Consider the following 19,721-nt stretch of genomic DNA (forward strand, 5'->3'; position numbering starts at 1 on the left):
ACATCCCGCCCCGACACCACCACATCCCACAAACCCTCCGGAGACACCACCCCACCCGGAAAACGACACGCCATCCCCACGATCACCACCGGATCGGTGGAGGGCGCCGCGACGGCCGGGGCCGGGGTCGTGGGGGCGGCCGGTGCCGAGCCCAGGTGGGCGGTGAGGGCCGAGGGGGTGGGGTGGTCGAAGACGGCGGTGCCCGGCACCGGCCGTCCGGTGGCTGCGGCGAGCCGGTCGCACAGCTCGACCGACATGGCGGAGTCGAAGCCGAGGTCCTTGAAGGTCCGGTCCATCTCCACGGCGTCGGCCGTGTAGTGGCCCATGATCGCGGCCACCTGCGCGCGCACCACGCCCGTGAGGTCCCGTCCGGCCGACGGTGTTTCCTCCCGTACCGGCTCGGAGGAAGTGTCGTGGGCGGCCGGTAGAGACAAGGTGGCGGCGCGGGACGGTGCCGGTCCGGTCCGCGTGTCCAGCCAGTAGGGGCGCCGCTCGAACGGATACGTCGGCAGGTCCACCGGCCGCCCGCCAGGGAAGATCGTTTCCCAGTCGACGGAGGCGCCCGCGACCTGTGCCTCGGCGAGTGAGGTCAGGAAGCGGTCCATGCCGCCCTCGTCGCGGCGGAGGGTGCCGACGACCGCGCTCCCGGCCCCGAGGGTGTCCCGGACGGCCCCGGTGAGCAGCGGGTGCGGGCTCACCTCGACGAAGAGGTCGTGGCCCGCGGCCTCCAGGGCGCGGACCGTCTCCTCGAAGCGGACCTGTCGCCGCAGGTTGCGGTACCAGTAGGAGGCGTCCAGCCGGTGGGTGTCCAGCGGCCCGGCCGTGACGGTGGAGTAGAACGCGACGCGCGACCCTCCCGGCCGGAGGTAGGACAGCTCGCCGAGCAGCCGCTCGCGCACCGCGTCGACGTGTTCGCAGTGCGAGGCGTAGTCGACCGCGACCCGGCGGGCTCTGACGCCGTCCGCCTCGCAGGCGGCCCGCAGCTCGCCGAGCGCGTCCAGGTCTCCGGAGACCACGACCGAGGCCGGGCCGTTCACCGCGGCGACCGCGAGCCGCCCGGACGCGCGGGCCAGCCGTGCCCGGACCTCGTCGGCGGGCAGGGCCACCGACAGCATGCCTCCGCGCCCGGCGATCGCGGACATCGCCCGGCCGCGCAGTGCGACCAGGCGCGCGGCGTCGTCCAGCGACAGCGCGCCCGCCACGTACGCGGCGGCGACCTCGCCCTGGCTGTGGCCCACGACGGCGGCGGGCCGTACCCCGTGGGAGCGCCAGAGGGCGGCCAGCGAGACCATCTGGGCGAACAGCGCGGGCTGGACGACGTCGTCGCCCGTCAGGGGCTCGCCGTCGGCCAGCCGGTCGATGAGGGAGAAGCCCAGGTGGGGCGCGAACGCCCGGGAGCAGTCGGCGAGCCGGTCCCGGAAAACCGGGGCGGTCTCCATGAGCCGGGCCGCCATCCCGGTCCACTGCGAGCCCTGGCCGGGGAAGACGAACGCGACCCGTCCGGCACCCGCCGTACCGGCCCGCCGGACGAGGCCGGGCGCGGGTTCGCCGCGCCTCAGCCCGGCCAGGGCGCGCAGCAGTGTCTCGCGGTCCGGCGCGACGACCGCCGCACGGCGCTCGAAGGCGGTCCTGGTGGTGGCGAGCGAATGTCCGAGGTCGGCGAGGTCGAGTCCCGGGTCGCGCTCCAGCCGGTCCAGCAGCAGGCCCGCCTGCGCCCGGAGCGCTTCTTCGCCGCGGGCCGAGACCGGCCAGACGCCGGGACGGTCCCCGCGTACCGCGGGCTCCGCGCCGGTGGGGCTCACGGAGGACCCGGCGGTGTCCGAAAGAGCGGTGTCCGAAAGAGCGGTGTCCGAAAGAGCGGTGTCCGAAAGAGCGGTGTCCGAAAGAGCGGCGGAGCGTGAGGAGGTGCCGGAGTCCGGGGAGTCCACGGGGTCCGTGTCCGTGGAAGCCACGGAGCCCGCAGAGCCCGGGAAGACGGTGGAGCCCGCCGAGACGGTGGAGGCCGGGGAGGGCGCGGGCCGTGCGGAGACCAGGCGCGGGGCCTCGGCGAGGATGACGTGGCAGTTGGTGCCGCCCATGCCGAAGGAGCTCACGCCGGCCACCCGCGGGCGGTCCGGGGCGGGCCACGGGCCGGTCTCGGTCTGCACCCGCAGGCGCAGCTCCTCCAGCGGGATGTCCGGGTTGGGCGTCTCGAAGTGCAGGCTCGGCACCAGCTCGCCGTGGGCGACGCACAGCGCCGCCTTCACCAGCCCGGCGATGCCGCCCGCGCCTTCCAGGTGACCGATGTTCGTCTTCACCGAGCCGACCCGCAGCAGCGTCCCCGCCGTCCCCGCCGTCCCCGCCGTCCCCGCCGTCTCCGGCGGTCCCGATGTTTCCGGCGTTCCCGGTGCCCCGGGCACCCCCGGTCCCGCCGCGAAGGCCGCGCCGAGGGCCCGTGCCTCGACCGGGTCGCCGACCGGGGTGCCGCTGCCGTGCAGCTCGACGTACTGGACCTCCTCGGGGCGCACCCCGGCGCGGGCGTGGGCGCGCCGGACGACCTCTTCCTGGGCCGCCGCCTCGGGAGTGGTGAGCGTACGGCCGCCGCCGTCGTTGCCGGTCGCGGTGGCGCGGATGACGCAGTGGATCCGGTCGCCGTCCGCGAGGGCCGCGGCCAGAGGTTTGAGCACGAGGACGGCACCGCCCTCGCCGCGCACGTACCCGTCGGCGCGGGCGTCGAAGGTCGCGCACCGGCCCCGGGGCGACAGCCCGCCGAAGGCAGCGGAGACCTCGGCGCTGTCGGGGCCGGCCATCAGGTTGACGCCCCCGGCCAGGGCGAGGACGGACTCGCCGGCCAGCAGGCTCTCGCAGGCCAGGTGCACGGCCACCAGCGAGGACGACTGCGCCGTGTCGACGGTGAGGCTCGGACCGCGCAGGCCGAGCGTGTAGGAGAGGCGGTTGGCGATGACACCGCGATGCAGCCCGGTCATGGCGTGGGGCGTGAGCGCGGACGCGTCCCGCCCGCCCGCGAGGGCCGCGTAGTCGTCCCAGATCGCGCCCGCGAAGACTCCCGTGCGGCTGCCGCGCAGGCTCGCCGGCACGATCCTGGCCTCCTCCAGCGCCTCCCAGCCGAGCTCCAGCATCAGCCGCTGCCGAGGGTCCATGAAGGCCGCCTCCCTCGGCGAGACGCCGAAGAAGGCCGGGTCGAAGTGGTCGATCCGCTCGATGAACCCGCCGCGCCGGTCGGCCTGACCGGGGCGGCCGTCGGGCGGCCCGGTGACGGCGTCCACGCCGTCCTTCAGGAGGGTCCAGAACTCCGCGGGACTCCCGGCCATGGGGAACCGGCAGGAAAGTCCGATGATCGCGATGGCGTCGTGACCGCTCCGCGCACCGGGCTCGCTCATTCGTACACCTCACCCCCGTGAGAACACCCGCCCCCGTGGCGGGTCAGGCCCCGCCGTCCCGCGTGAACGTGCCGTCATGCCACGTCAGCGGCGTAAATCACCAAGGTCCCCTTTAGTGAAAGATGATCTACAACACGCATAGTACGTCGCCGGATGAGCGATTAAGTGTCTGTCCTGTTACTTGTTATGGGGCGCCATGACTCGCCACTCGATGTGGTGATCGCGAGGAGCCTGACCCCGCGCTCCTCCTCCGATGTGGCCGATGGTCAGCGCGGGTCCCGGAGTTGACTGGAAGGTTGACAGGGAGGTGGGGAGGCTCTGGTTTCGCGCCGAGCGAACGCGCATGTATTGACATACCGAATTACCCAGAAGTCCATGTCGAGCCATTTAAGCTGCCATCTGTCACCATAAAAGGTCAATCTAGTCAAGGATGGCGAAAGGAGTAAAAAATGCCATCGCGGCCATGAAAAGCGGACAACCAACCTGCCAGGGTGAAGCACGGGACACCACCCGCACCCGATCACGGGCAGTCGGAGCGCGGGCCGTTGGTGCACCGTGGTTCTGGCCTCCGAGGAGGGTGAGTGCAGGAATCGGCGCTAGATAGTTGATCTTCGTTTCGGTTCGGTGACGAGCGGTGTTCGGCCTGGTCGAGGGCCCTGCGTTCCTGGGTCATGCCTTTCGAATTCCTCTCCGATGAGCAGGTGGCTCGCTACGGCCGCTTCCCCGCAGAGCCGTCGATGGCCGAGCTGGAGCAGGCGGCGCGGGTGTGGGCCTCCGGCGGGCGCTGTTCGATCGGGCGCGGGCGCACATGCTGAAGGAGCGGATCCTGCTACCGGGCATCACCGTGCTGCCCCGGTTGGTCGGCGAGGTCCGCAAGGCGGAGAACGACCGGCTGCACGCGCTGTTGTCGGGGCGGTTGTCGGCTGAGATGGATGGAAGTGCTGATGGGCACACCGGAAGCCACCGCCGAGCAGCTGACGCCGGGCAACCAGGCGATGGAGGAGACGGTGCTCTCCGGCCGGGTGAGCAGGCCGCGGACGTGCCGGACCTGCTCGGAACCCATCACGAGGCCGAACGCCGATCGCAGGGCGAGGCGAGTTCCTGCTAAATACCCCACTCAGGCGGTGGCGAAGGAAATCCACACATCCGGGGGAACATCAGGCCGGTTCGGGACTGGCCGGCGTTCCTCCGTCCACGCGTCACCGGCGATCTCGGTGGCGACACGCCGCCAGAACGCAACGGCCGCCGTATTCGAGTCCTGGAAGACGACCTTCCAGGGCCGGGGTGCTGGGAGATCACCTCTCGCGCGACTTCGATGCCGACAGGAGTCTGAGTGGCGGCTCACCGGAGCTATAGGAGTTCCATGCCTTCATGGTCATAGTTGCGGGCGCATGGCCGTGGTTAAAGTGCCGTCATGCGTGTCGGCCCTCCTGACCCCGGCGGTGACATGGCTCTCCGGCAAGTCCTGCACATTCCCCACCTCGGCCATGGCCCGGGGACTCATGAATTCCGGATGACCGTCGACGAAAAGAGAGACCGCCCGGCGAGTTTTTCGTCATAGGCGAGTCAGGCTCTCAGCGGCGTCACGCACACACCCGGATAGGGCGCACCTCGATGACGAGTTCGGTGTGGAAGCCGGTCGGCGGCTCGAAGCCGCACATCTCGCGATGACGCGGGGACACGTCCTGCCCGAGTGACGGCGGGGCGGCCGCCGCTCCGGCCCGCACGGCCGGTCGGCCGGGATCGGACGGTGCAAGCGGAAGGGCTCGCAGGGCCCTGCCGGAATCGCATGAGGCATTCGGGGGGATCGGGATGATGGGGTACGCGCTGTCCGAGGTGGAAGGCCGCGCCCGCGAACTGGCCACCCTCGACCGTTTCCTGACCTCGCTGCCCGGCGGCGCCGCGGCCCTCGTCTTGGCCGGCGACGCGGGCATCGGCAAGACCACGGTGTGGAACCATGGCGTCACCCGCGCCGGTACCCTCGGTCACCGCGTCCTGTCCTGCCGGCCCGCCGAGGCCGAGACCACACTGACGCTCAGCGCGCTGGCCGACCTGCTTCATGGCGTGCTTGAGGACGCGGGCGACATGCTTCCGCCACTCCAGGCCCAGGCTCTGGAGGTGGCGCTCCTCCATCGGACGGAGGCCGAGGGGCCGCCGCTGGCCGCGCGTGCCCTCGGCGCCGCCGCGCTGTCGGCGGTGCGGGCCCTGGCCCGGAAGGGTCCCGTGCTGCTGGCGATCGACGACGTGCAGTGGCTGGACGAGGCCAGCGCACAGACGATCGCCTACGTGGCGCGCCGCCTGACGGAGGAGCCCGTGGGCCTGCTCGTGGCGATGCGGGCCAGGCCGCCGGCCGCCGCGCCCCTGGGGCTGGCTCAGGCGCTGCCCGCCTCCCGCGTCGGCATAATGTGGCTGGGATCCCTCGGCCTGGGCACGCTGCGCCGGATGCTGCTGCGGCACACCGGTGAGGAGTGGAGCATGCCGGCGCTTCGCTGCCTCCACCAGGCCTCGGGAGGCAACCCGCTGTACGCCCTGGAGATCGTACGGTCCCTTCACCGCACCGGCGCCCGCCCCGGGCCCGGTGAACCGCTTCCCGTTCCCGAATCGGTGGCGAAGCTGATGGGTGAGCGGATACGTGCGCTGGGCGAACCCGTCGTCGACGTGCTGCTGCATGTCGCCCTGCTGGCGCACCCGACGGTCGTGACGGTGCGGGCGGCGATGGGGGTGCCGCAAGGGCGGCTGTCCTCCCTGACGGTGGCGGAGGAGTCCGGCGTGATCGAGGTCCGGCAGGGCCGGATCGGTTTCACCCACCCGCTGCTGGCCTCCGCCGTCCGCGCGGTGACCTCGTCCGAGCGTCACCGGCGGGTGCGACGGCGGCTGGCCGAGGTGGTCTCCGATGTCGAACAGCAGGGCCGGCACCTGGCGCTGTGCGAAGACGGGCCGGACGAGAAGGTCGCGGCACTGCTGGAACAGGGGGCCGCCGGCGCCTGGCACCGGGGAAGTCCGGCGGCCGCCGCGGAACTGTGGAACCTGGCGGCGGCCCGTACCCCGCCGGCCGATGTGGACGGTGCCCATCGGCGGACGGTCGCCGAGGCGCGGTGCCTGCTCGCCGCCGGCGACGCCGCCCGTGCCCGTCGCGTGCTGGAGGCGGTCGTGGCGGCCCGGCCGCCGGACCCACTGCGGTCCCGGGCGCTGCTACGACTCGCCGAGGTCGTCTTCTACGAGGGCGGCACGGTCGAGGCGGGCCGGCTGTGCCGGCGCGCGCTGGTCGGCGCGACCGGCCACCCGGACCTGCAGGCGGAGCTGCACCTACGCCGGGCCTGGTTCAGCACCCACGACGCGGCCGAGCAACTGGCCGCCGCTGAGGCCGCCGTCGAGGTGCTTCAGCGGCCGGGGGCGTGTCCGGAGCCCGTGTTGCTGTCGTGCGCCTTGTCCGTACGAGCGATGTATCGGCTCACCAACGGCCTGGGCATCGCCCATCGCGATCTCGAGCGCGCCGCCCGCCTGCTGCCGGCGCAGCCGTCGCGGCACTGGGCCGAGGCGTGGAGCCGGCAGAGCCTGGGGGCCTGGGCCAAATGCGTGGACCCGTCTGAGGCGCGTAAGCGCTTCGCGGTCGAGCTCAGCCTGGCCACCGAGTCCGGTGACGAACCCGCGGTCGGGCACGCGCTGATGCACCTCGCAGAGATCGACTGCTGGCTGGGGGACTGGCCGCGGGCCCGTCAGGAGGCGCAGCGGTCCATCGAGGTGATCGAACTGACCGGCCAACGGCGCTGGCTCGGCTTCGGCCGGTACGCCCTGGCCCTGGTCGACGCGCATCTCGGTCGCGTCGGCGAGGCCGAGGCCGCCGCCCGGAACGCGTTGGAGCAGGCCGGGGAGTCCGGCGACCCGTACGTGGCCGCCCTGCTGCGGCAGGTCCTCGGCTTCGCCGCGCTGTCCGCGGCGGATCTCGAGCGGGCCGACCACCACCTGAGCCAGGCGGACGAACTGGTCGGCGCCATGAAGATCAAGGAACCGGCGCGCTACATGTTCCACGGCGACCAGATCGAGGTCGCGGCCGCCACCGGCCGGACGGCGCGGGTGCGCAAGCTGCTCGCGCGGCTGCGGAACCGGGCCGAGGTCGCGCCGCGTCCCTGGCTGCTGGCGATCCTGCCCCGTAGCGAGGCGGTCGTCGCCGCGGCCGAGGGCGACCTGGACCGGGCGGCCCGCGCCGCGCAGCGGGCCTTGGACGCATGCGCCGCCCTGCCGATGCCCTTCGAACGCGGGCGCGCCCTGCTGGTGTATGGCAAGGTCCTGCGGGCGAGCAAGCAGAAGATCCCGGCCAGGGACGTGCTGACCCAGGCCGAGCAGACCTTCGACGAACTGGGTGCGCCGCTGTGGTCCGCGCAGGCGGCGGCCGAACTGCGCAGGTGCGGGCAGCGCCGGGTGCCCGATCGCCAGCTGACGCCCACCGAGCAGGAGATCCACCGGCTGGTCGCGTCCGGCCTGACCAACCGTGAGGTGGCCGGCCGGATGTTCATCAGCGCCAAGACCGTCGAGGCCAACCTCACCCGCATCTACCGCAAGCTCGGCGTGCGCAACCGCAGCGAGCTGGCGGGGCTCGGCATACGACCCGAGGCCGCCGCCGACCGCCCCCGCACCGGCTGAGCCGATGCTCCCCCAGCAGACCGGGGGCGGTGGGCGGACGTTCACGCGGTCGTGGCCGGGGTCTCCTCCGTTTGGGAAACTCCGGCCACGACCTCCCCCGGGCCCGGACAAGTGCTCCGGCACAGGGGATCGGGAGACCTGGGGCTAGCCGAACTGCACCTTCACGCCGAACTGGTTCTCCGCCCGCTCGATCGGGCTGAAGAACACGTCGAGGCTGACCGGGTCATACCCGTGATGAACGCCTAACGCCTGGTTGAGCACGTACCAGGGGCCTCCGCTGTCGCCCGGCAGGCTGGCCGCCCCCGAGACGCGCACCATGTTCGAAGCGGTCTTCGTGCAGCCCCCGCAGCCGCCCCACGGGAAGTTGATGCTCACGCTCGGATTGTTGATCACGCCGCAGGTGGTTCCGCTGGTCCGCCCGAAGTGGCAGACGTAGGCCCCCGACATGTAACCGGAACTGCCGATGCGGGACGTCACGGTGCGTCGTGTGCTGAAGGTGTCCCAGAACTCGGGGACGTCGTCGTGGCCCGTGGTGGTGTGCCACTCCACCTCTCCGTTGGCGCCGATGTGCTCACTGACGAACGGCGCGGAGAAGGTCGAGACGACCCCGCCGGCGGAGTTGTTCTGATCCATCTGGTTGATGCCCTCGCAGTGCGCGGCGGTGAGCACGCCCTCGGCCTGGTCGCTGGTACGCCGGACGACGAAGGCCGAGGTGCACGCGTAGGCGCCACCGCTGCGGAGGATCGACCCTCCGTACCCGGTGCTGGGAACGGCCAGCCTGGTCCCGGAAGCGAGTTCCTTGATGGAGAAGTCGGAATCCCGCAGGGCGAGTCGGCCTCCGGCCACGCGGGCGGTCAGCTTGTCGCGCAGTGTCCGCCCACGCAGATCCGGCTGTTCTCGCTGAAGTGCGAGTGTGAGTCCGATGCGCTGCGTCACCAGGTCGAAGTCCGAGCGGATTTGCGTGAAGCCCAGGTCTTTGGCCGCCGCGTGCAGCGCGTTCTGCCGGGCGACCATCTCGTCGAACGAGTACTTCATCCCGCCGGTCAACTCGACCTCGGGAATGACGCCCGCCTGCACCGACTCCGGAACCCTGCCCTTGAAGTAGAGGGTGGCCGGCCTGCTCGCGGTGAAGTCGAGCCGACCTCCGGCGTACGACTGCGCCCGGACGTCCTCGGGCAGCGACTCCACGAGTTTCGTGACCCTCTGCTGGATGGCCAGCCGCCGCTTGGCCTCGGAGACCGAGACCTTCGCCAGGCCCGCGACGGCCGTGGAATCCCGCTCCAGAGCCTCCTCGGGGGTGATGAGGGCGCCGTCATCAGGTGGGGAGGTCTCCGCGGCCACGTCAGGGGTGACACTGACGGGGGGCGGGTCGGCGTGCGCGGGCAGTGCCGGCAGAGCCAGCAGGCTCCCGATGACCAGGAGACCAGCCGCGGCCGTGCGCGGCGTGGCGCGCCGGGAACCGCTTGTGGCCCGCCCGGTTCTCACGCCTGATGCGAGTCGCATCCGTCGTCCTCCAGTTGCTCGATCGGCGCGCCCGGCCCGCTGCCGGGGCGCTTCCAGGAGCAACGATGATGTTGGTCCCACCCCCGAGTAATCAGGGAAATCCCTATCGAATGCGGCATATCGGGCAGGGATTCGCTGAAGCGCGGGTACGGCCGGCTGAGCTCGTCGAGCGGGCCGGGGTGGACGAACCGGTGCTACTACGCCGACGCGGCCCTGAGCGCAACGCTGCGGCCCTGCTGCCCGTCGCGGCGAGAGGTCTGGAATGCTCACCTGGCCGCGCAAGAAACCGAGCAGCGCCACATCCTCACCGCGGTCGACCTCCTCGTGCGGACCGGAGGTGTCGCCAAGGGGTTCCGTCCGGCCGACGGGGTGCTGCTGTTTGAGGACCCGGCCACCATCTCGAAGATTCCCGCGCTGGAGCGGCCCGCGTTCGCGAAGGTCGCCGCCGCGGCGCACCCGGGTGATGTGCCGACGGTCTCGGAGCTGTTCCGGCGATGCCGCGACCTCGTCGACATCCACAACGTCCGCAACTGGTACGCCGCGCGCGGCATCGCCCTGCGCGTCCTGTCCGGGCCCCTGTCGAATTTCCACGACCTCGCCGCGAACAGACGCCACCACCGCGCTGATCATCAACGTGCTCACCGCCGTCGGCCAGTTCCAGCGCGACCTGCAGAACGAACTCACCGCCGAGGGGGTCGCCGCGACCGAGGCCGAGGGGCGCTACCGCGGCCGGCCTCCCGCGCTGGACGGCGCCCGGCGCGAGGATGTGCGGACGGCGTTCCACGAGGAGGCAACCTCCCATCGCGGCCCTCGCACCCACGGGGGAGCCGGGCCGCCGTGCGCACCGCGCTGGCCGGCCTCCTGCCCGACCAGCCGACCTGACCGGGCTCGTCACCGAACCGGCACCGGGCTCAGTCCGCTACCGCTAACTCCTGTACCAATCCTCCTCACCGGCCTGTTGGCCAGGACGCGGTCACGGTGGGCGCCGGTCAGGCTCGGGCTGGCGTGTGGGCGGGTTCGAAGAGTTCGATGAGGTTGCCGGCGGGGTCGGTGAGCAGAGTCTGACGTCCGCCGGGGCCGGCGACCACCTCGCCGCGAAAGGACAGGCCGGCGTTACGGAGCCGGTCGATCTCGGCGTCAAGGTCGTCGACGATGAGGTGGATGCGGTTGCGTCCGGAGGGGGTGCCTGGGGGTGTGGCGCGGGCGCCGGAGCTGGCAGGTCCGGACAGCAGCAGCCGCAGCGGTCCGCGTACCACGTCGGCGAAGGCCGGCGTGGCGTCCAGGCGCAAGGTGAAGCCAAGGTGGGTGGTGTAGAAGCCGACGGCCGCGGTCACGTCGTCGACGAGGTAGCGGACGGCGGCGAGCGAGTCAGGTGTGGTCATGGCTGGGCCTCTCTCGGTGTGAGGACAGGTAGCAGGTAGCGGACACGGGTGTCGATCTCCGCCACGGTGCGAGCGAAGGCGGTATATCCGGCTTGCTCGGCGGCTGGGTCGGGGATGCTCCAGTGGATGCGCCGGGAGTGGTCGCCGAAGTCGGGGCAGAGCTCACGGACCTTGTCGCACAGGCTGATGACGTGGTCGAAGTGACGCCCGGTCAGGGTCTCCAGGTGCCGGGGGCGCTGCTCCTCGAGGTCGATGCCGTAGCCCTCGCGCAGGGCCCGGACGGCGTCGGGGTGCAGCCGTGGCCGGGGGTGGCTGCCCGCGCTGGCGACCTCGAGGTGGCCGCCGCCACGGTGGCGCAGCAGGGCTTCGGCGATCGGTGAGCGGGCGCTGTTGCCGGTGCAGGTGAACAGGACGGCGGGCGGGCGGGCGGGCGCCGGGGGTGGCTGGGGTGGTGCCGGGGTGAGGCGGAGCGCGGGGTGCAGCGCGAGGCCGGTGGCGGCCAGGGCGTGGGCGCAGCGGTCCAGGTCCAGGTGGTAGTAGCTGTCGCGGGCGTCGGCGCTGCTGCGCCGGCTGCTGACCAGGCCGCCGTCGCGCAGCAACCGCAGATGGTAGGAGACCAGGTTCTGCGGGTGATCCACCAGAACCACCAGTTCACGGACCCGGTAGTCGCTCGCCGCCAGCTCGGTCAGCAGCCGCCACCGCAGCGGATGACAGGCCAGCCGTACGAAGGCCGGGACGGGTTGAGCCGGTGTCATCACCTTGTGATAATACATCAAATACATTTGATGCATATGGCTTGGCGGGTGTGCTCGGCCTGCTTGCGGGCTGTCGCCTGGGCCCTGGTGTGGGGCCCTCCCACCGGGTGATCCGCATGACCAAGGGGAAAGAGCGACGGTGGCAGACGAACAGGCCGTCGGCGATCCGGCCGACGAACCCGAAGGAGGCAATGCCTCCTGGTCCACGGTGCGGGAGGTGGCCCTGCTGTTCCTCAAGCTCGGTACCATCGCCTTCGGCGGCCCGGCCGCGCACACCGCGATGATGCGTGACGAGCTGGTACGCCGCCGCGGCTGGGTCAGCGACGAGCGGTTCGTCGACCTGATGGGCGCGACCAACCTCATTCCCGGCCCCAACTCCACCGAGCTGGCCATTCATCTGGGCTTCGACCGCGCCCGCCGACGCGGCCTGCTGGCCGCCGGTCTCTGCTTCATCCTCCCGGCCGCACTGATCGTCGCAGCTCTGGCCTGGGCCTATGTCACCTACGGGACGACACCCGCCGTCGCGGGCCTCCTGTATGGCATCGTCCCGGCGGTGATCGCGATCATCGCCCACGCCTTGCTCGGCCTTCTCGGCACGGTGATCAAGAACGTGTGGTTCGCGCTGCTGGCCGTCGCCGCCCTGGCCGCCTACCTGATCGGGATCAACGAGCTGCTCGTGATGGCCGCCGGCGCGCTGCTCACGGCGGCAGCACGCGTGTTCCGCCACCGCCAGGAGTCCGCGCACGGGATGCTCGCGCTACCGTTGCTCGGCCTGGGCTCGCCGCTCCTCCCCGATCCCACCGGCGGCCAGCTGGCGCAGCTGTTCCTCACCATGCTGAAGATCGGATCGGTGCTGTACGGCAGCGGCTACGTCCTGCTGGCCTTTTTGCGCGGCGACTTCGTCGAGCGGCTCGGCTGGATCACCGACCCGCAGCTCATCGACGCCGTCTCCATCGGCCAGGTCACCCCGGGCCCGGTGTTCACTACCGCCACCTTCATCGGCTATCTCGTCGCCGGCCCCATCGGAGCTTTCCTGGCCACCGTCGCCATCTTCCTGCCGTCCTTCGTCTTCGTCGGCCTGCTCACCAAGCTCACCGACAAACTCCGCTCCAGCGCCTGGACCTCCGCCCTGCTCGACGGCCTCAACGTCGCCGCCCTGGCCCTCATGGCCGGCGTCTCCCTCCAACTCGGTCGAACCGCGATCGTCGACCCCCTCACCACCGCGATCGCCCTAGCCACTTTGGCGCTGTTGTGGAAGACCAGGCTCAACAACGCCTGGTACATCGCCGCCGGCGCCGCCATCGGCCTGACCCATACCTTGCTGACCTGAAGGACTTCCCGATGAACGACGCCGCGCCCACCTGCCCCTACTGCCGGCTGAGCACCGCTGCCGACGAACCGCCAGGCGGGTGGGTCTACCGCGACGACTCCTGGCTCGTCCACCACGGCCCCGCCGAGTCCTCCAGACCGGGAACCATGAAGATCGTCTCCACGCGACACTACACCGACTTCGCCGAGATGACACCCGAGGAGGCGGCGTCCTTCGGCGGCCTGCTCCACACGCTCGACACCGCCGTGCGGGCCACCACCGACGCCGAGCGCGTCCACCTGGTCTCCACCCGCGACCGCGTCCAGCACTTCCACGCCTGGCTCTACCCCCGCCCCGCCTCCCACCCCTTGCGCGGTACGGACTTCCTCAACGCGCCCCAGCGCAGCGAAGCCGCCGACGCCGAGCTAGCCGCCGACGCGGTGCGCCGGAACCTGCGCGCAAGGAGCGCCTTTTGAGCTCGCCACCACCTCCGCGGCCCAGCAGGCGGAGCTGGCCGCGCGCCTGAAGGCTCCCGGCGCGACGCCCGCCGACGTGGGCCAGGGCGACGTCCCGTGGACGTGCCTCGCCGATCCGGAGGGCCACGAGTCCTGCGTCCTCGCCCGCCCTGACACGGAGCCGCGACGACACCCCGACACGTGAGCCTTGTGCGCATGTGTCATGGGCTCGGGTGGCCGGGCCCGGCCGATCCGGGCGGCGAGAACCCAGGGGGCGGGGCGGGCGTGGAGGGCGTGGCCGATCGCGTGCGTGCCGGTACACACCCGGTACACCCGGCACGCACGCGCCTGTCAGTCCAGCCTGACGGCCTGTCCGAGGAAGACGAGACCGTCGATCGTGCCGAGCTGGGCCGGGTCAAGCGGGAAATAGCGGAAGTCGTGGGAGACGCGCGGGGCGGACTTCGTGACGGCCTCGGCCAGGCGGCGGGTGTCGATGAGCGAGTGGTCCCACGGGAGCGTGGACAGGATGCCCTCGACGGTGTCCGGGGGCGGGGTGTCGTCGCCGACCGTGCCGAGGGCCGAGGCCAGGAAGGCGTACCGGTCGCCCAGGTGCGCCCCGGCGATCGCCCCCGCGCTCCACCACTCCAGCAGCTGGTCGCCGAACGGCATGAGGCTCTTGTTCCGCTGCAGGTGGAGGTTGTGGGCGAAGACCAGGGCCGGGCCGCGCTCGGCGACGGCACGCAGGTTGGCGGCCATCATCGCGTCCCGCAGGGCCGACAGCCGGGCCCACCGCGCCGGGGACGCGTCGGCCATCCAGTAGTGGTAGCGGAGCAGGCCGGTGGCGGTGCGCCCGTACAGTGCCGCCCGCTCCCTGTCCTCCGCGCTCAGCCGCGGCACCTGCGTGTCGAGCAGCGCCACCAGGTCGTCGGCGATCAGCCGCAGCCGCTGGGCGTCGGCGGACCGGCCGATCGACTGGGACGGATCCATCGCCGCGGCCTCGTTCGCCCACCGCTCGTCCGGGCCCAGCAGCGTGTCGAGGGTCTCCCCGGTGCAGGGCAGCGGGCCGTCGAGGAGGGCGTGGAGGGCGGTGAGCGCCTGGCGCGGGCTCGCCGCCCAGTACTCCAGGGGGCCGTCGAACCCGAAGAACCGGATCTTCTCGTCATGCTCCTCGTTGTACGCCCGCATCCAGCGTACGAGCTCGCGGTTGGCCGGGAACGCGCCGAAGCCGTGGCTGAAGCCGCGTTCCATGACGTCGTCGAGCGTGCCCGCGCCCGTCGTGACGTGGTCGTCGACCACGAGGCCCATGAGACAGTCGCTCTCGATGGCGAACGCCCGGTAGCCCTCCCGCTCGACCAGATGCCGGAAGATCTCGTTGCGCACCTCGCCCAGCTCCCCCACGAAGTGCCTGGCCTCGCCCAGGCCGAGCAGCAGGGGCTCGGCGGGAAGCGACCTGAGGAACGCCGAGATGCCCGCGCCGTCGAGCGGCCCGCCCATGTCCTTGATATCCATGCCTTCAACGGTATCGTTGAACATTCGGTGTAAACTTTCCCGGAAAATTTCCGCTTCCGTCGCGACAAACCCTCAATCGGTGGTGCATCCATGAGACCAGTGGACCTGGCGCGCGAGCACGGCCTGTCCACCCAGGCGGTCAGAAACTACGAGGACGACGGCATCCTGCCCGCCGCCGAACGCACCGTCCACGGCTACCGCACCTACACGCCGCTGCACGCGCAGGCCCTGGCCGCGTTCCTCGCCCTCGTGCCCGGCCACGGTCACCGCACGGCCACGGCGATCATGCGGGCGGTCAACCGGGGCGCCGTCGACGACGCGCTGCTGCTCATCGACGAGAGCCACGGCCAGCTCCTCGACGACCGCCGCACCCTCCAGGCGGTCGAGGCCGCGCTCCGCGATCTGGCGCCCGTGCCGCAGGAGCGCGGCGACACGTTCATCGGCCCGCTGGCCAGGAGGCTCGGCATCCGCTCCGCCACCCTGCGCAAATGGGAGAACGCCGGGCTGGTGCGCCCGCGCCGCGATCCTCGGACGGGCTACCGGATCTACAGCGCGGCCGACGTGCGGGACGTCCGGCTGGCCCACCAGCTCAGGCGGGGCGGCTACCTGCTGGAGCAGATCGCCCCGCTGATCGCCCAGGTCCGCTCCGCCGGAGGCGTCGCCCCGCTGGAGTCGACCCTGCGCGACTGGCGGGCCCGTCTGTCCGCCCGGGGCCGCGCCATGCTCAAGGGCGCCGCCGACCTGGACGCGTACCTCCACGCCCGCGAACCCTGAGGCCGAGTCACCTCCACCTCGGGAGACGGCGATGGCCGCGGAACGCCGTCGCGTCCGGTCACGACGTGCTGTCCCCTCGCACCCGGGCGCCCCGGGGGTCCTGGCCGCGAAGAACGCGCGGATGTCGTGGACGGGGAGGGCGGACGCCCGATGGGCGGCGTGGTGGCCGCCCCGGTCGTGGGGTTACCTGGAAATCCCCGGCGTCACGCCGGGGGCCGGGCGAGTTTGGCGGCCACGGCGTCGAGGACCCAGTCCAGGCCGACCGCGAAGGACACCTCGGCGTCCACCTCCGTGCCGTCGTGCACGAACTTGGCCAGCGACGGGAAGCGGCCCGTGGCCAGCATCCTCATCACATGCGGGCCGGAGGCGCGCTGCCAGTCGCGTTCGGACAGGCCCGTGGCGCGCTCGGCGCGCAGGTTCGCGATCTCGCGCCTGATCGCGCCGGTGAAGTAGGCGCTGACGGTCTCCACGGCACGCACGACGGTGTCGAGGTCGGCGAGGCCGTCGAGGGCGGCCAGCGTGGTCTCGGTCACGGCGAGGGCGTTCGGGCCCAGGGCCGGACGGCCGCCGAGCAGGTCGGCCAGCCATTCGTGCCGGAGGGTGGCCTGCCTGGTGCGGTGGGCGAGGACGCGCAGCGCCTCCCGCCAGTCGCCGGGCGGCTCCTCGGGGAGGATCTCGGCGTGAACCTCGTCCACCATGAGGTCGAACAGCTCCTCCTTGGTGGAGATGTATCCGTACAGCCGCATCGGGCCGGCGTCCAGCCGGGCGGCGACCTTGCGCAACGACACCGCCTCCAGCCCGCCCTCGTCGGCCAGCGCGACGGCGGCGGCGACGATCCGCTCCCGGTCGAGCGGCACGGGGCGAGTCGGCGGCTCCGGCCGGTCCCACACAGTCATGGTTACATCGTACTGTTGCGATACATCGTAATAGTAAAATACAGTGTATCGACATGAGACATCGTATCGCCGTGGTCGGGGGCGGCCCCGCGGGCCTCACCTTCGCCCGCGTCCTGCACCGCCACGGTCACCCCGTCACCGTCCTCGAACGCGATCCCGCCCCCGACGCCCGTCCCCCGGGCGGCACGCTCGACCTGCACGAGGGGATGGGCCAGCTCGCGCTGGGCAAGGCGGGGCTGCTGGCGGGCTTCCGGGCGCTGTCGCGCCCCGAGGGACAGGCCATGCGCATCCTGGACACGGACGGGACCGTCCTGCGCGACTGGCGGCCCCGTCCGGGCGACCGGGCCAATCCCGAGATCGACCGGGGGCAACTCCGTGACCTGCTGCTCGGCCCCCTCGACGTTCGGTGGGGCCGGGGCGTGACGGAGGTGGTGCCGGGGACCCGCGACGGCGTGCTGGTCCGTTTCGCGGACGGGCGGGAGGAGACGTTCGACCTCGTGATCGGCGCGGACGGCGCCTGGTCCCGGGTCCGCCGGGCACTCTCGTCCGCGACGCCGCACTACACCGGCGTCACCCTGGTCGAGACCTCCCTGGACGACGTTGACACCCGCCACCCCGACCTCGCCCGGCTGATCGGCGACGGTTCCGTTGCCGTGTACGGCGTGAACCGCGCCCTCGTCGCCCAGCGCAACAGTGGCGGCCACGTCAAGGTGTACGCCCAGTTCCGCGCGCCGCTGGACTGGCACACGAACCTGGAGCGGCATCTGGGCCTGAACCGGCGCGCGAGCCTGGCCGCGGACACGGACACGGACACGGACACGGCCCTGGACGTGGACACGGGCCTGGACGTGGACACGGGCCTGGAGACGGGCACAGACACAGAGTCGGACGCGGGCCTGGACCTGGCCGACGCCGAGGCCGTGCGATCAGGTCTGCTGGCTCTGTTCGACGGCTGGGCCGCTCCCGCCCTCGACCTCCTCCGCCACGGCACCTCTTTCGCCCACCGCCCCCTCCACGTCCTGCCCGTGTCCCACACCTGGGCCCACGTCCCCGGGGTGACGCTACTGGGCGACGCCGCCCACCTGATGCCCCCGCTGGGGGTGGGCGCGAACCTCGCGATGCTGGAGGGCGCCGAACTCGCCGAGGCCGTCGCCTTCGCCGCCACCCCCGGCGATCTGGACGAAGCCGTCCGCTCCTTCGAGGAACAGATGTGGGCACGGGCCGGAAGGTGGGCGGAGATCACGACGGCCGGTCTGGAACGCCTCGTGAGCCCGGATCCCTCCGAGGCCCTCGCCCTCTTCGACGAAGTCCAGCCGTCCTGACCGCCGAGCGCGAGAGAGGTGCCACCCCGTTCACCGCCGTTCCGCGCCACCGCGTCGTCCGCGTCTCGGACGCTAAACTGCTGCCCGCGCCCACCTGTGGCGGCCCGGCGCGGGGAGTCTTCGAAATCCGCCGGAAAAAGTCGCGGCGGGATGTCGAGAACCCGCGCACGGCTCCGTCCCCGCGGTGAACACGGCCACAGCGGGCCGTACCTCACCAAGGAGAACACGATGGCCAAGTACCTGCTGCTCAAGCACTACCGGGGCGCGCCGGCGGCGGTCAACGACGTGCCGATGGACCAGTGGGAGCCGGAGGAGGTCTCGGCCCACGTGCAGTACATGCGTGACTTCGCCGCCCGGCTGGAGGGCACCGGCGAGTTCGTCGACGGCCAGGCGCTCTCCCCTGAGGGCACGTTCGTCCGCTACGACGGAGAGGGGCGGCCGCCGGTCACCGACGGCCCGTTCGCGGAGACCAAGGACCTCATCGCCGGCTGGATGGTGATCGACGTCGAGACCTACGAGCGCGCGCTCGAACTGGCCGGCGAGCTGTCCGCGGCTCCGGGGGCGGGCGGCAAGCCGATCCACGAGTGGCTCGAGGTGCGCCCCTTCTACGCCGAGCAGCCCACGGCCACCGAGTGAACGAGTCGCTGCTGCGGGAGCTGGTGCCCGCGGTGATAGGTGCCCTCGTCCGCCGCGGAGCCGACTTCGCGGCGGCCGAGGACGCCGTGCAGGACGCCCTGGTCGAGGCCGTGCGCGTGTGGCCGGACGACCCGCCGCGCGACCCCAAGGGCTGGCTGGTCACCGTGGCCTGGCGCAAGTTCCTCGACGCCGCCCGCGCCGACGTCTCCCGGCGGCACCGCGAGGTACGCGTCGAGGACGAGCCCGTGCCCGGCCCGGGCAAGGCGGTGGACGACACGCTCCAGCTGTACTTCCTGTGCGCGCACCCGTCCCTGACACCGGCCTCGGCCGTCGCGCTCACGCTGCGCGCGGTCGGCGGCCTGACCACGCGCCAGATCGCGCGGGCCTACCTCGTGCCGGAGGCGACCATGGCCCAGCGGATCAGCCGGGCCAAGCGGACCGTCTCGGGCGTCCGGTTCAACCAGCCCGGTGACGTCGCCACGGTGCTGCGCGTCCTCTACCTGGTCTTCAACGAGGGTTACTCCGGCGACGTCGACCTCGCCGCCGAGGCGATCCGGCTCACTCGCCGGGTGGCGGCCACGACCGACCACGAGGAGGTCGCGGGCCTGCTCGCGCTCATGCTGCTGCACCACGCGCGGCGTCCGGCAAGGACCGGCCCCGGCGGCAGGCTCGTGCCTCTCGCCGAGCAGGACCGCGGCCTGTGGGACACCCGCCTGATCGCCGAGGGCGTAGAGGTGCTCCAGGCGGCGCTCATCCGCGACCGCCTGGGCGAGTTCCAGGCCCAGGCCGCCATCGCCGCGCTGCACGCCGACGCCCGGACGACCGAGGAGACCGACTGGGTGCAGATCGTCGAGTGGTACGACGAACTGGTGCGCCTCACCGGCAGCCCGGTGGCCCGCCTCAACCGGGCCGTCGCGGTCGGCGAGGCCGACGGCCCGCGGGCCGGCCTGGCCGCCCTGGCGGAGCTCGACCCCGCCCTGCCCCGCCACGACGCCGTCGCGGCGTACCTGCACGAGCGTGACGGCGACCCGGTGACCGCGGCCCGGCTCTACAGCCAAGCCGCCCGATCGGCGCCCAGCCTCCCCGAACGCGACCACCTCACGCGGCAGGCCGCACGGCTCAACGCGCGGCTGCGCGGTTGAGCGGCGGGCGTTCACCG

At 72.1% G+C, this 19,721-nt stretch carries 15 protein-coding genes and 1 pseudogene; 10 read left to right on the forward strand and 6 right to left on the reverse strand.

All coding sequences use genetic code 11. The features are described from left to right. Positions 1-3,380, reverse strand: a 3,380-nt coding sequence (locus ACFFRH_RS40150; RefSeq protein WP_386162966.1) for a type I polyketide synthase, incomplete at its 3' end; no start/stop codon positions are given. A gap of 671 nt (positions 3,381-4,051) precedes the next feature. Between ACFFRH_RS40150 and ACFFRH_RS40155 the strand changes: the two genes are divergently transcribed. The 3 genes from ACFFRH_RS40155 (at position 4,052) to ACFFRH_RS40165 (ending at position 8,021) form a co-directional block, all read left to right on the forward strand. Then, positions 4,052-4,195, forward strand: a complete 144-nt coding sequence (locus ACFFRH_RS40155; protein WP_386162969.1) for a hypothetical protein — start codon at positions 4,052-4,054, stop codon at positions 4,193-4,195. Then, positions 4,189-4,488, forward strand: a complete 300-nt coding sequence (locus tag ACFFRH_RS40160; protein WP_386162972.1) for a hypothetical protein — start codon at positions 4,189-4,191, stop codon at positions 4,486-4,488. The genes ACFFRH_RS40155 and ACFFRH_RS40160 overlap by 7 nt, the downstream gene beginning before the upstream one ends. 707 nt (positions 4,489-5,195) lie before the next feature. After that, complete coding sequence (locus ACFFRH_RS40165) at positions 5,196-8,021, forward strand: helix-turn-helix transcriptional regulator (protein ID WP_344744713.1); 2,826 nt, start codon at positions 5,196-5,198, stop codon at positions 8,019-8,021. Between the two features lie 144 nt (positions 8,022-8,165). Here ACFFRH_RS40165 and ACFFRH_RS40170 read toward each other — a convergent pair whose 3' ends face one another. The 3 genes from ACFFRH_RS40170 to ACFFRH_RS40180 all read right to left on the reverse strand — a co-directional run bounded on the left by ACFFRH_RS40170 (position 8,166) and on the right by ACFFRH_RS40180 (position 11,679). Beyond that, on the reverse strand, positions 8,166-9,524 hold the full coding sequence (locus tag ACFFRH_RS40170; protein ID WP_344744714.1) for a S1 family peptidase: 1,359 nt from the start codon (positions 9,522-9,524) through the stop codon (positions 8,166-8,168). Between the two features lie 989 nt (positions 9,525-10,513). After that, the gene (locus ACFFRH_RS40175) at positions 10,514-10,906 is read right to left on the reverse strand and encodes a VOC family protein (protein WP_344744716.1); all 393 of its coding nucleotides are present in this window, start codon (positions 10,904-10,906) and stop codon (positions 10,514-10,516) included. Next, positions 10,903-11,679, reverse strand: coding sequence for an arsenate reductase/protein-tyrosine-phosphatase family protein (locus ACFFRH_RS40180; protein WP_386162977.1), 777 nt, complete (start codon positions 11,677-11,679; stop codon positions 10,903-10,905). Before ACFFRH_RS40180 ends, ACFFRH_RS40175 begins: the two co-directional genes overlap by 4 nt. Positions 11,680-11,800: 121 nt before the next feature. On the opposite strand from ACFFRH_RS40180, the gene chrA reads away from it, so the two are divergent. The 3 genes and pseudogenes from chrA to ACFFRH_RS40195 form a co-directional block, all read left to right on the forward strand. Continuing rightward, complete coding sequence (chrA, locus tag ACFFRH_RS40185; protein ID WP_386162980.1) at positions 11,801-12,991, forward strand: chromate efflux transporter; 1,191 nt, start codon at positions 11,801-11,803, stop codon at positions 12,989-12,991. Between the two features lie 11 nt (positions 12,992-13,002). Further along, positions 13,003-13,446: an HIT family protein gene (locus ACFFRH_RS40190; RefSeq protein WP_386162983.1), complete on the forward strand. Its 444-nt coding sequence runs from the start codon at positions 13,003-13,005 to the stop codon at positions 13,444-13,446. Positions 13,447-13,477: 31 nt separating this feature from the next. Further along, positions 13,478-13,630, forward strand: a pseudogene (locus tag ACFFRH_RS40195) (VOC family protein); the annotation flags it as partial. Positions 13,631-13,776: 146 nt separating this feature from the next. Here the strand turns inward: ACFFRH_RS40195 and ACFFRH_RS40200 are convergent. After that, positions 13,777-14,934, reverse strand: a complete 1,158-nt coding sequence (locus tag ACFFRH_RS40200; protein WP_344744719.1) for an erythromycin esterase family protein — start codon at positions 14,932-14,934, stop codon at positions 13,777-13,779. A 90-nt stretch (positions 14,935-15,024) separates the two neighbouring features. Here ACFFRH_RS40200 and ACFFRH_RS40205 point away from each other — a divergent pair, with 90 nt between their 5' ends. Then, on the forward strand, positions 15,025-15,708 hold the full coding sequence (locus tag ACFFRH_RS40205; protein WP_386162987.1) for a TioE family transcriptional regulator: 684 nt from the start codon (positions 15,025-15,027) through the stop codon (positions 15,706-15,708). 203 nt (positions 15,709-15,911) lie between these two features. Here ACFFRH_RS40205 and ACFFRH_RS40210 read toward each other — a convergent pair whose 3' ends face one another. After that, positions 15,912-16,604 carry a TetR/AcrR family transcriptional regulator gene (locus ACFFRH_RS40210; RefSeq protein WP_386162990.1) on the reverse strand — a complete coding sequence of 231 codons (693 nt, stop codon included), beginning with the start codon at positions 16,602-16,604 and terminating at the stop codon, positions 15,912-15,914. 53 nt (positions 16,605-16,657) lie between these two features. Between ACFFRH_RS40210 and ACFFRH_RS40215 the strand changes: the two genes are divergently transcribed. The 3 genes from ACFFRH_RS40215 to ACFFRH_RS40225 all read left to right on the forward strand — a co-directional run bounded on the left by ACFFRH_RS40215 (position 16,658) and on the right by ACFFRH_RS40225 (position 19,704). Next, positions 16,658-17,926 (forward strand): FAD-dependent oxidoreductase, encoded by a 1,269-nt coding sequence (locus tag ACFFRH_RS40215; RefSeq protein ID WP_386162993.1) that lies wholly within the window; start codon positions 16,658-16,660, stop codon positions 17,924-17,926. A gap of 228 nt (positions 17,927-18,154) precedes the next feature. Beyond that, complete coding sequence (locus ACFFRH_RS40220) at positions 18,155-18,562, forward strand: YciI family protein (protein WP_344744722.1); 408 nt, start codon at positions 18,155-18,157, stop codon at positions 18,560-18,562. Then, entirely contained in the window at positions 18,559-19,704 is a 1,146-nt protein-coding gene (locus ACFFRH_RS40225; RefSeq protein WP_344744723.1) for an RNA polymerase sigma factor, read from the forward strand. The genes ACFFRH_RS40220 and ACFFRH_RS40225 overlap by 4 nt, the downstream gene beginning before the upstream one ends. The last annotated feature ends 17 nt before the right edge of the window (positions 19,705-19,721 follow it).

It is taken from the genome of Streptosporangium vulgare (assembly GCF_042428775.1).
Lineage (GTDB): Bacteria > Actinomycetota > Actinomycetes > Streptosporangiales > Streptosporangiaceae > Streptosporangium > Streptosporangium vulgare.

Excerpts from the sequence above, each read along its gene's own strand:
- ACFFRH_RS40155 (WP_386162969.1), top strand. The coding sequence starts at position 4,052 with ATGCCTTTCGAATTCCTCTCCGATGAGCAGGTGGCTCGCTACGGCCGC.
- ACFFRH_RS40160 (WP_386162972.1), top strand. The coding sequence starts at position 4,189 with ATGCTGAAGGAGCGGATCCTGCTACCGGGCATCACCGTGCTGCCCCGG.
- ACFFRH_RS40165 (WP_344744713.1), top strand. The coding sequence starts at position 5,196 with ATGGGGTACGCGCTGTCCGAGGTGGAAGGCCGCGCCCGCGAACTGGCC.
- ACFFRH_RS40170 (WP_344744714.1), bottom strand. The coding sequence starts at position 9,524 with ATGCGACTCGCATCAGGCGTGAGAACCGGGCGGGCCACAAGCGGTTCC.
- ACFFRH_RS40175 (WP_344744716.1), bottom strand. The coding sequence starts at position 10,906 with ATGACCACACCTGACTCGCTCGCCGCCGTCCGCTACCTCGTCGACGAC.
- ACFFRH_RS40180 (WP_386162977.1), bottom strand. The coding sequence starts at position 11,679 with ATGTATTATCACAAGGTGATGACACCGGCTCAACCCGTCCCGGCCTTC.
- ACFFRH_RS40190 (WP_386162983.1), top strand. The coding sequence starts at position 13,003 with ATGAACGACGCCGCGCCCACCTGCCCCTACTGCCGGCTGAGCACCGCT.
- ACFFRH_RS40200 (WP_344744719.1), bottom strand. The coding sequence starts at position 14,934 with ATGGATATCAAGGACATGGGCGGGCCGCTCGACGGCGCGGGCATCTCG.
- ACFFRH_RS40205 (WP_386162987.1), top strand. The coding sequence starts at position 15,025 with ATGAGACCAGTGGACCTGGCGCGCGAGCACGGCCTGTCCACCCAGGCG.
- ACFFRH_RS40210 (WP_386162990.1), bottom strand. The coding sequence starts at position 16,604 with ATGACTGTGTGGGACCGGCCGGAGCCGCCGACTCGCCCCGTGCCGCTC.
- ACFFRH_RS40215 (WP_386162993.1), top strand. The coding sequence starts at position 16,658 with ATGAGACATCGTATCGCCGTGGTCGGGGGCGGCCCCGCGGGCCTCACC.
- ACFFRH_RS40220 (WP_344744722.1), top strand. The coding sequence starts at position 18,155 with ATGGCCAAGTACCTGCTGCTCAAGCACTACCGGGGCGCGCCGGCGGCG.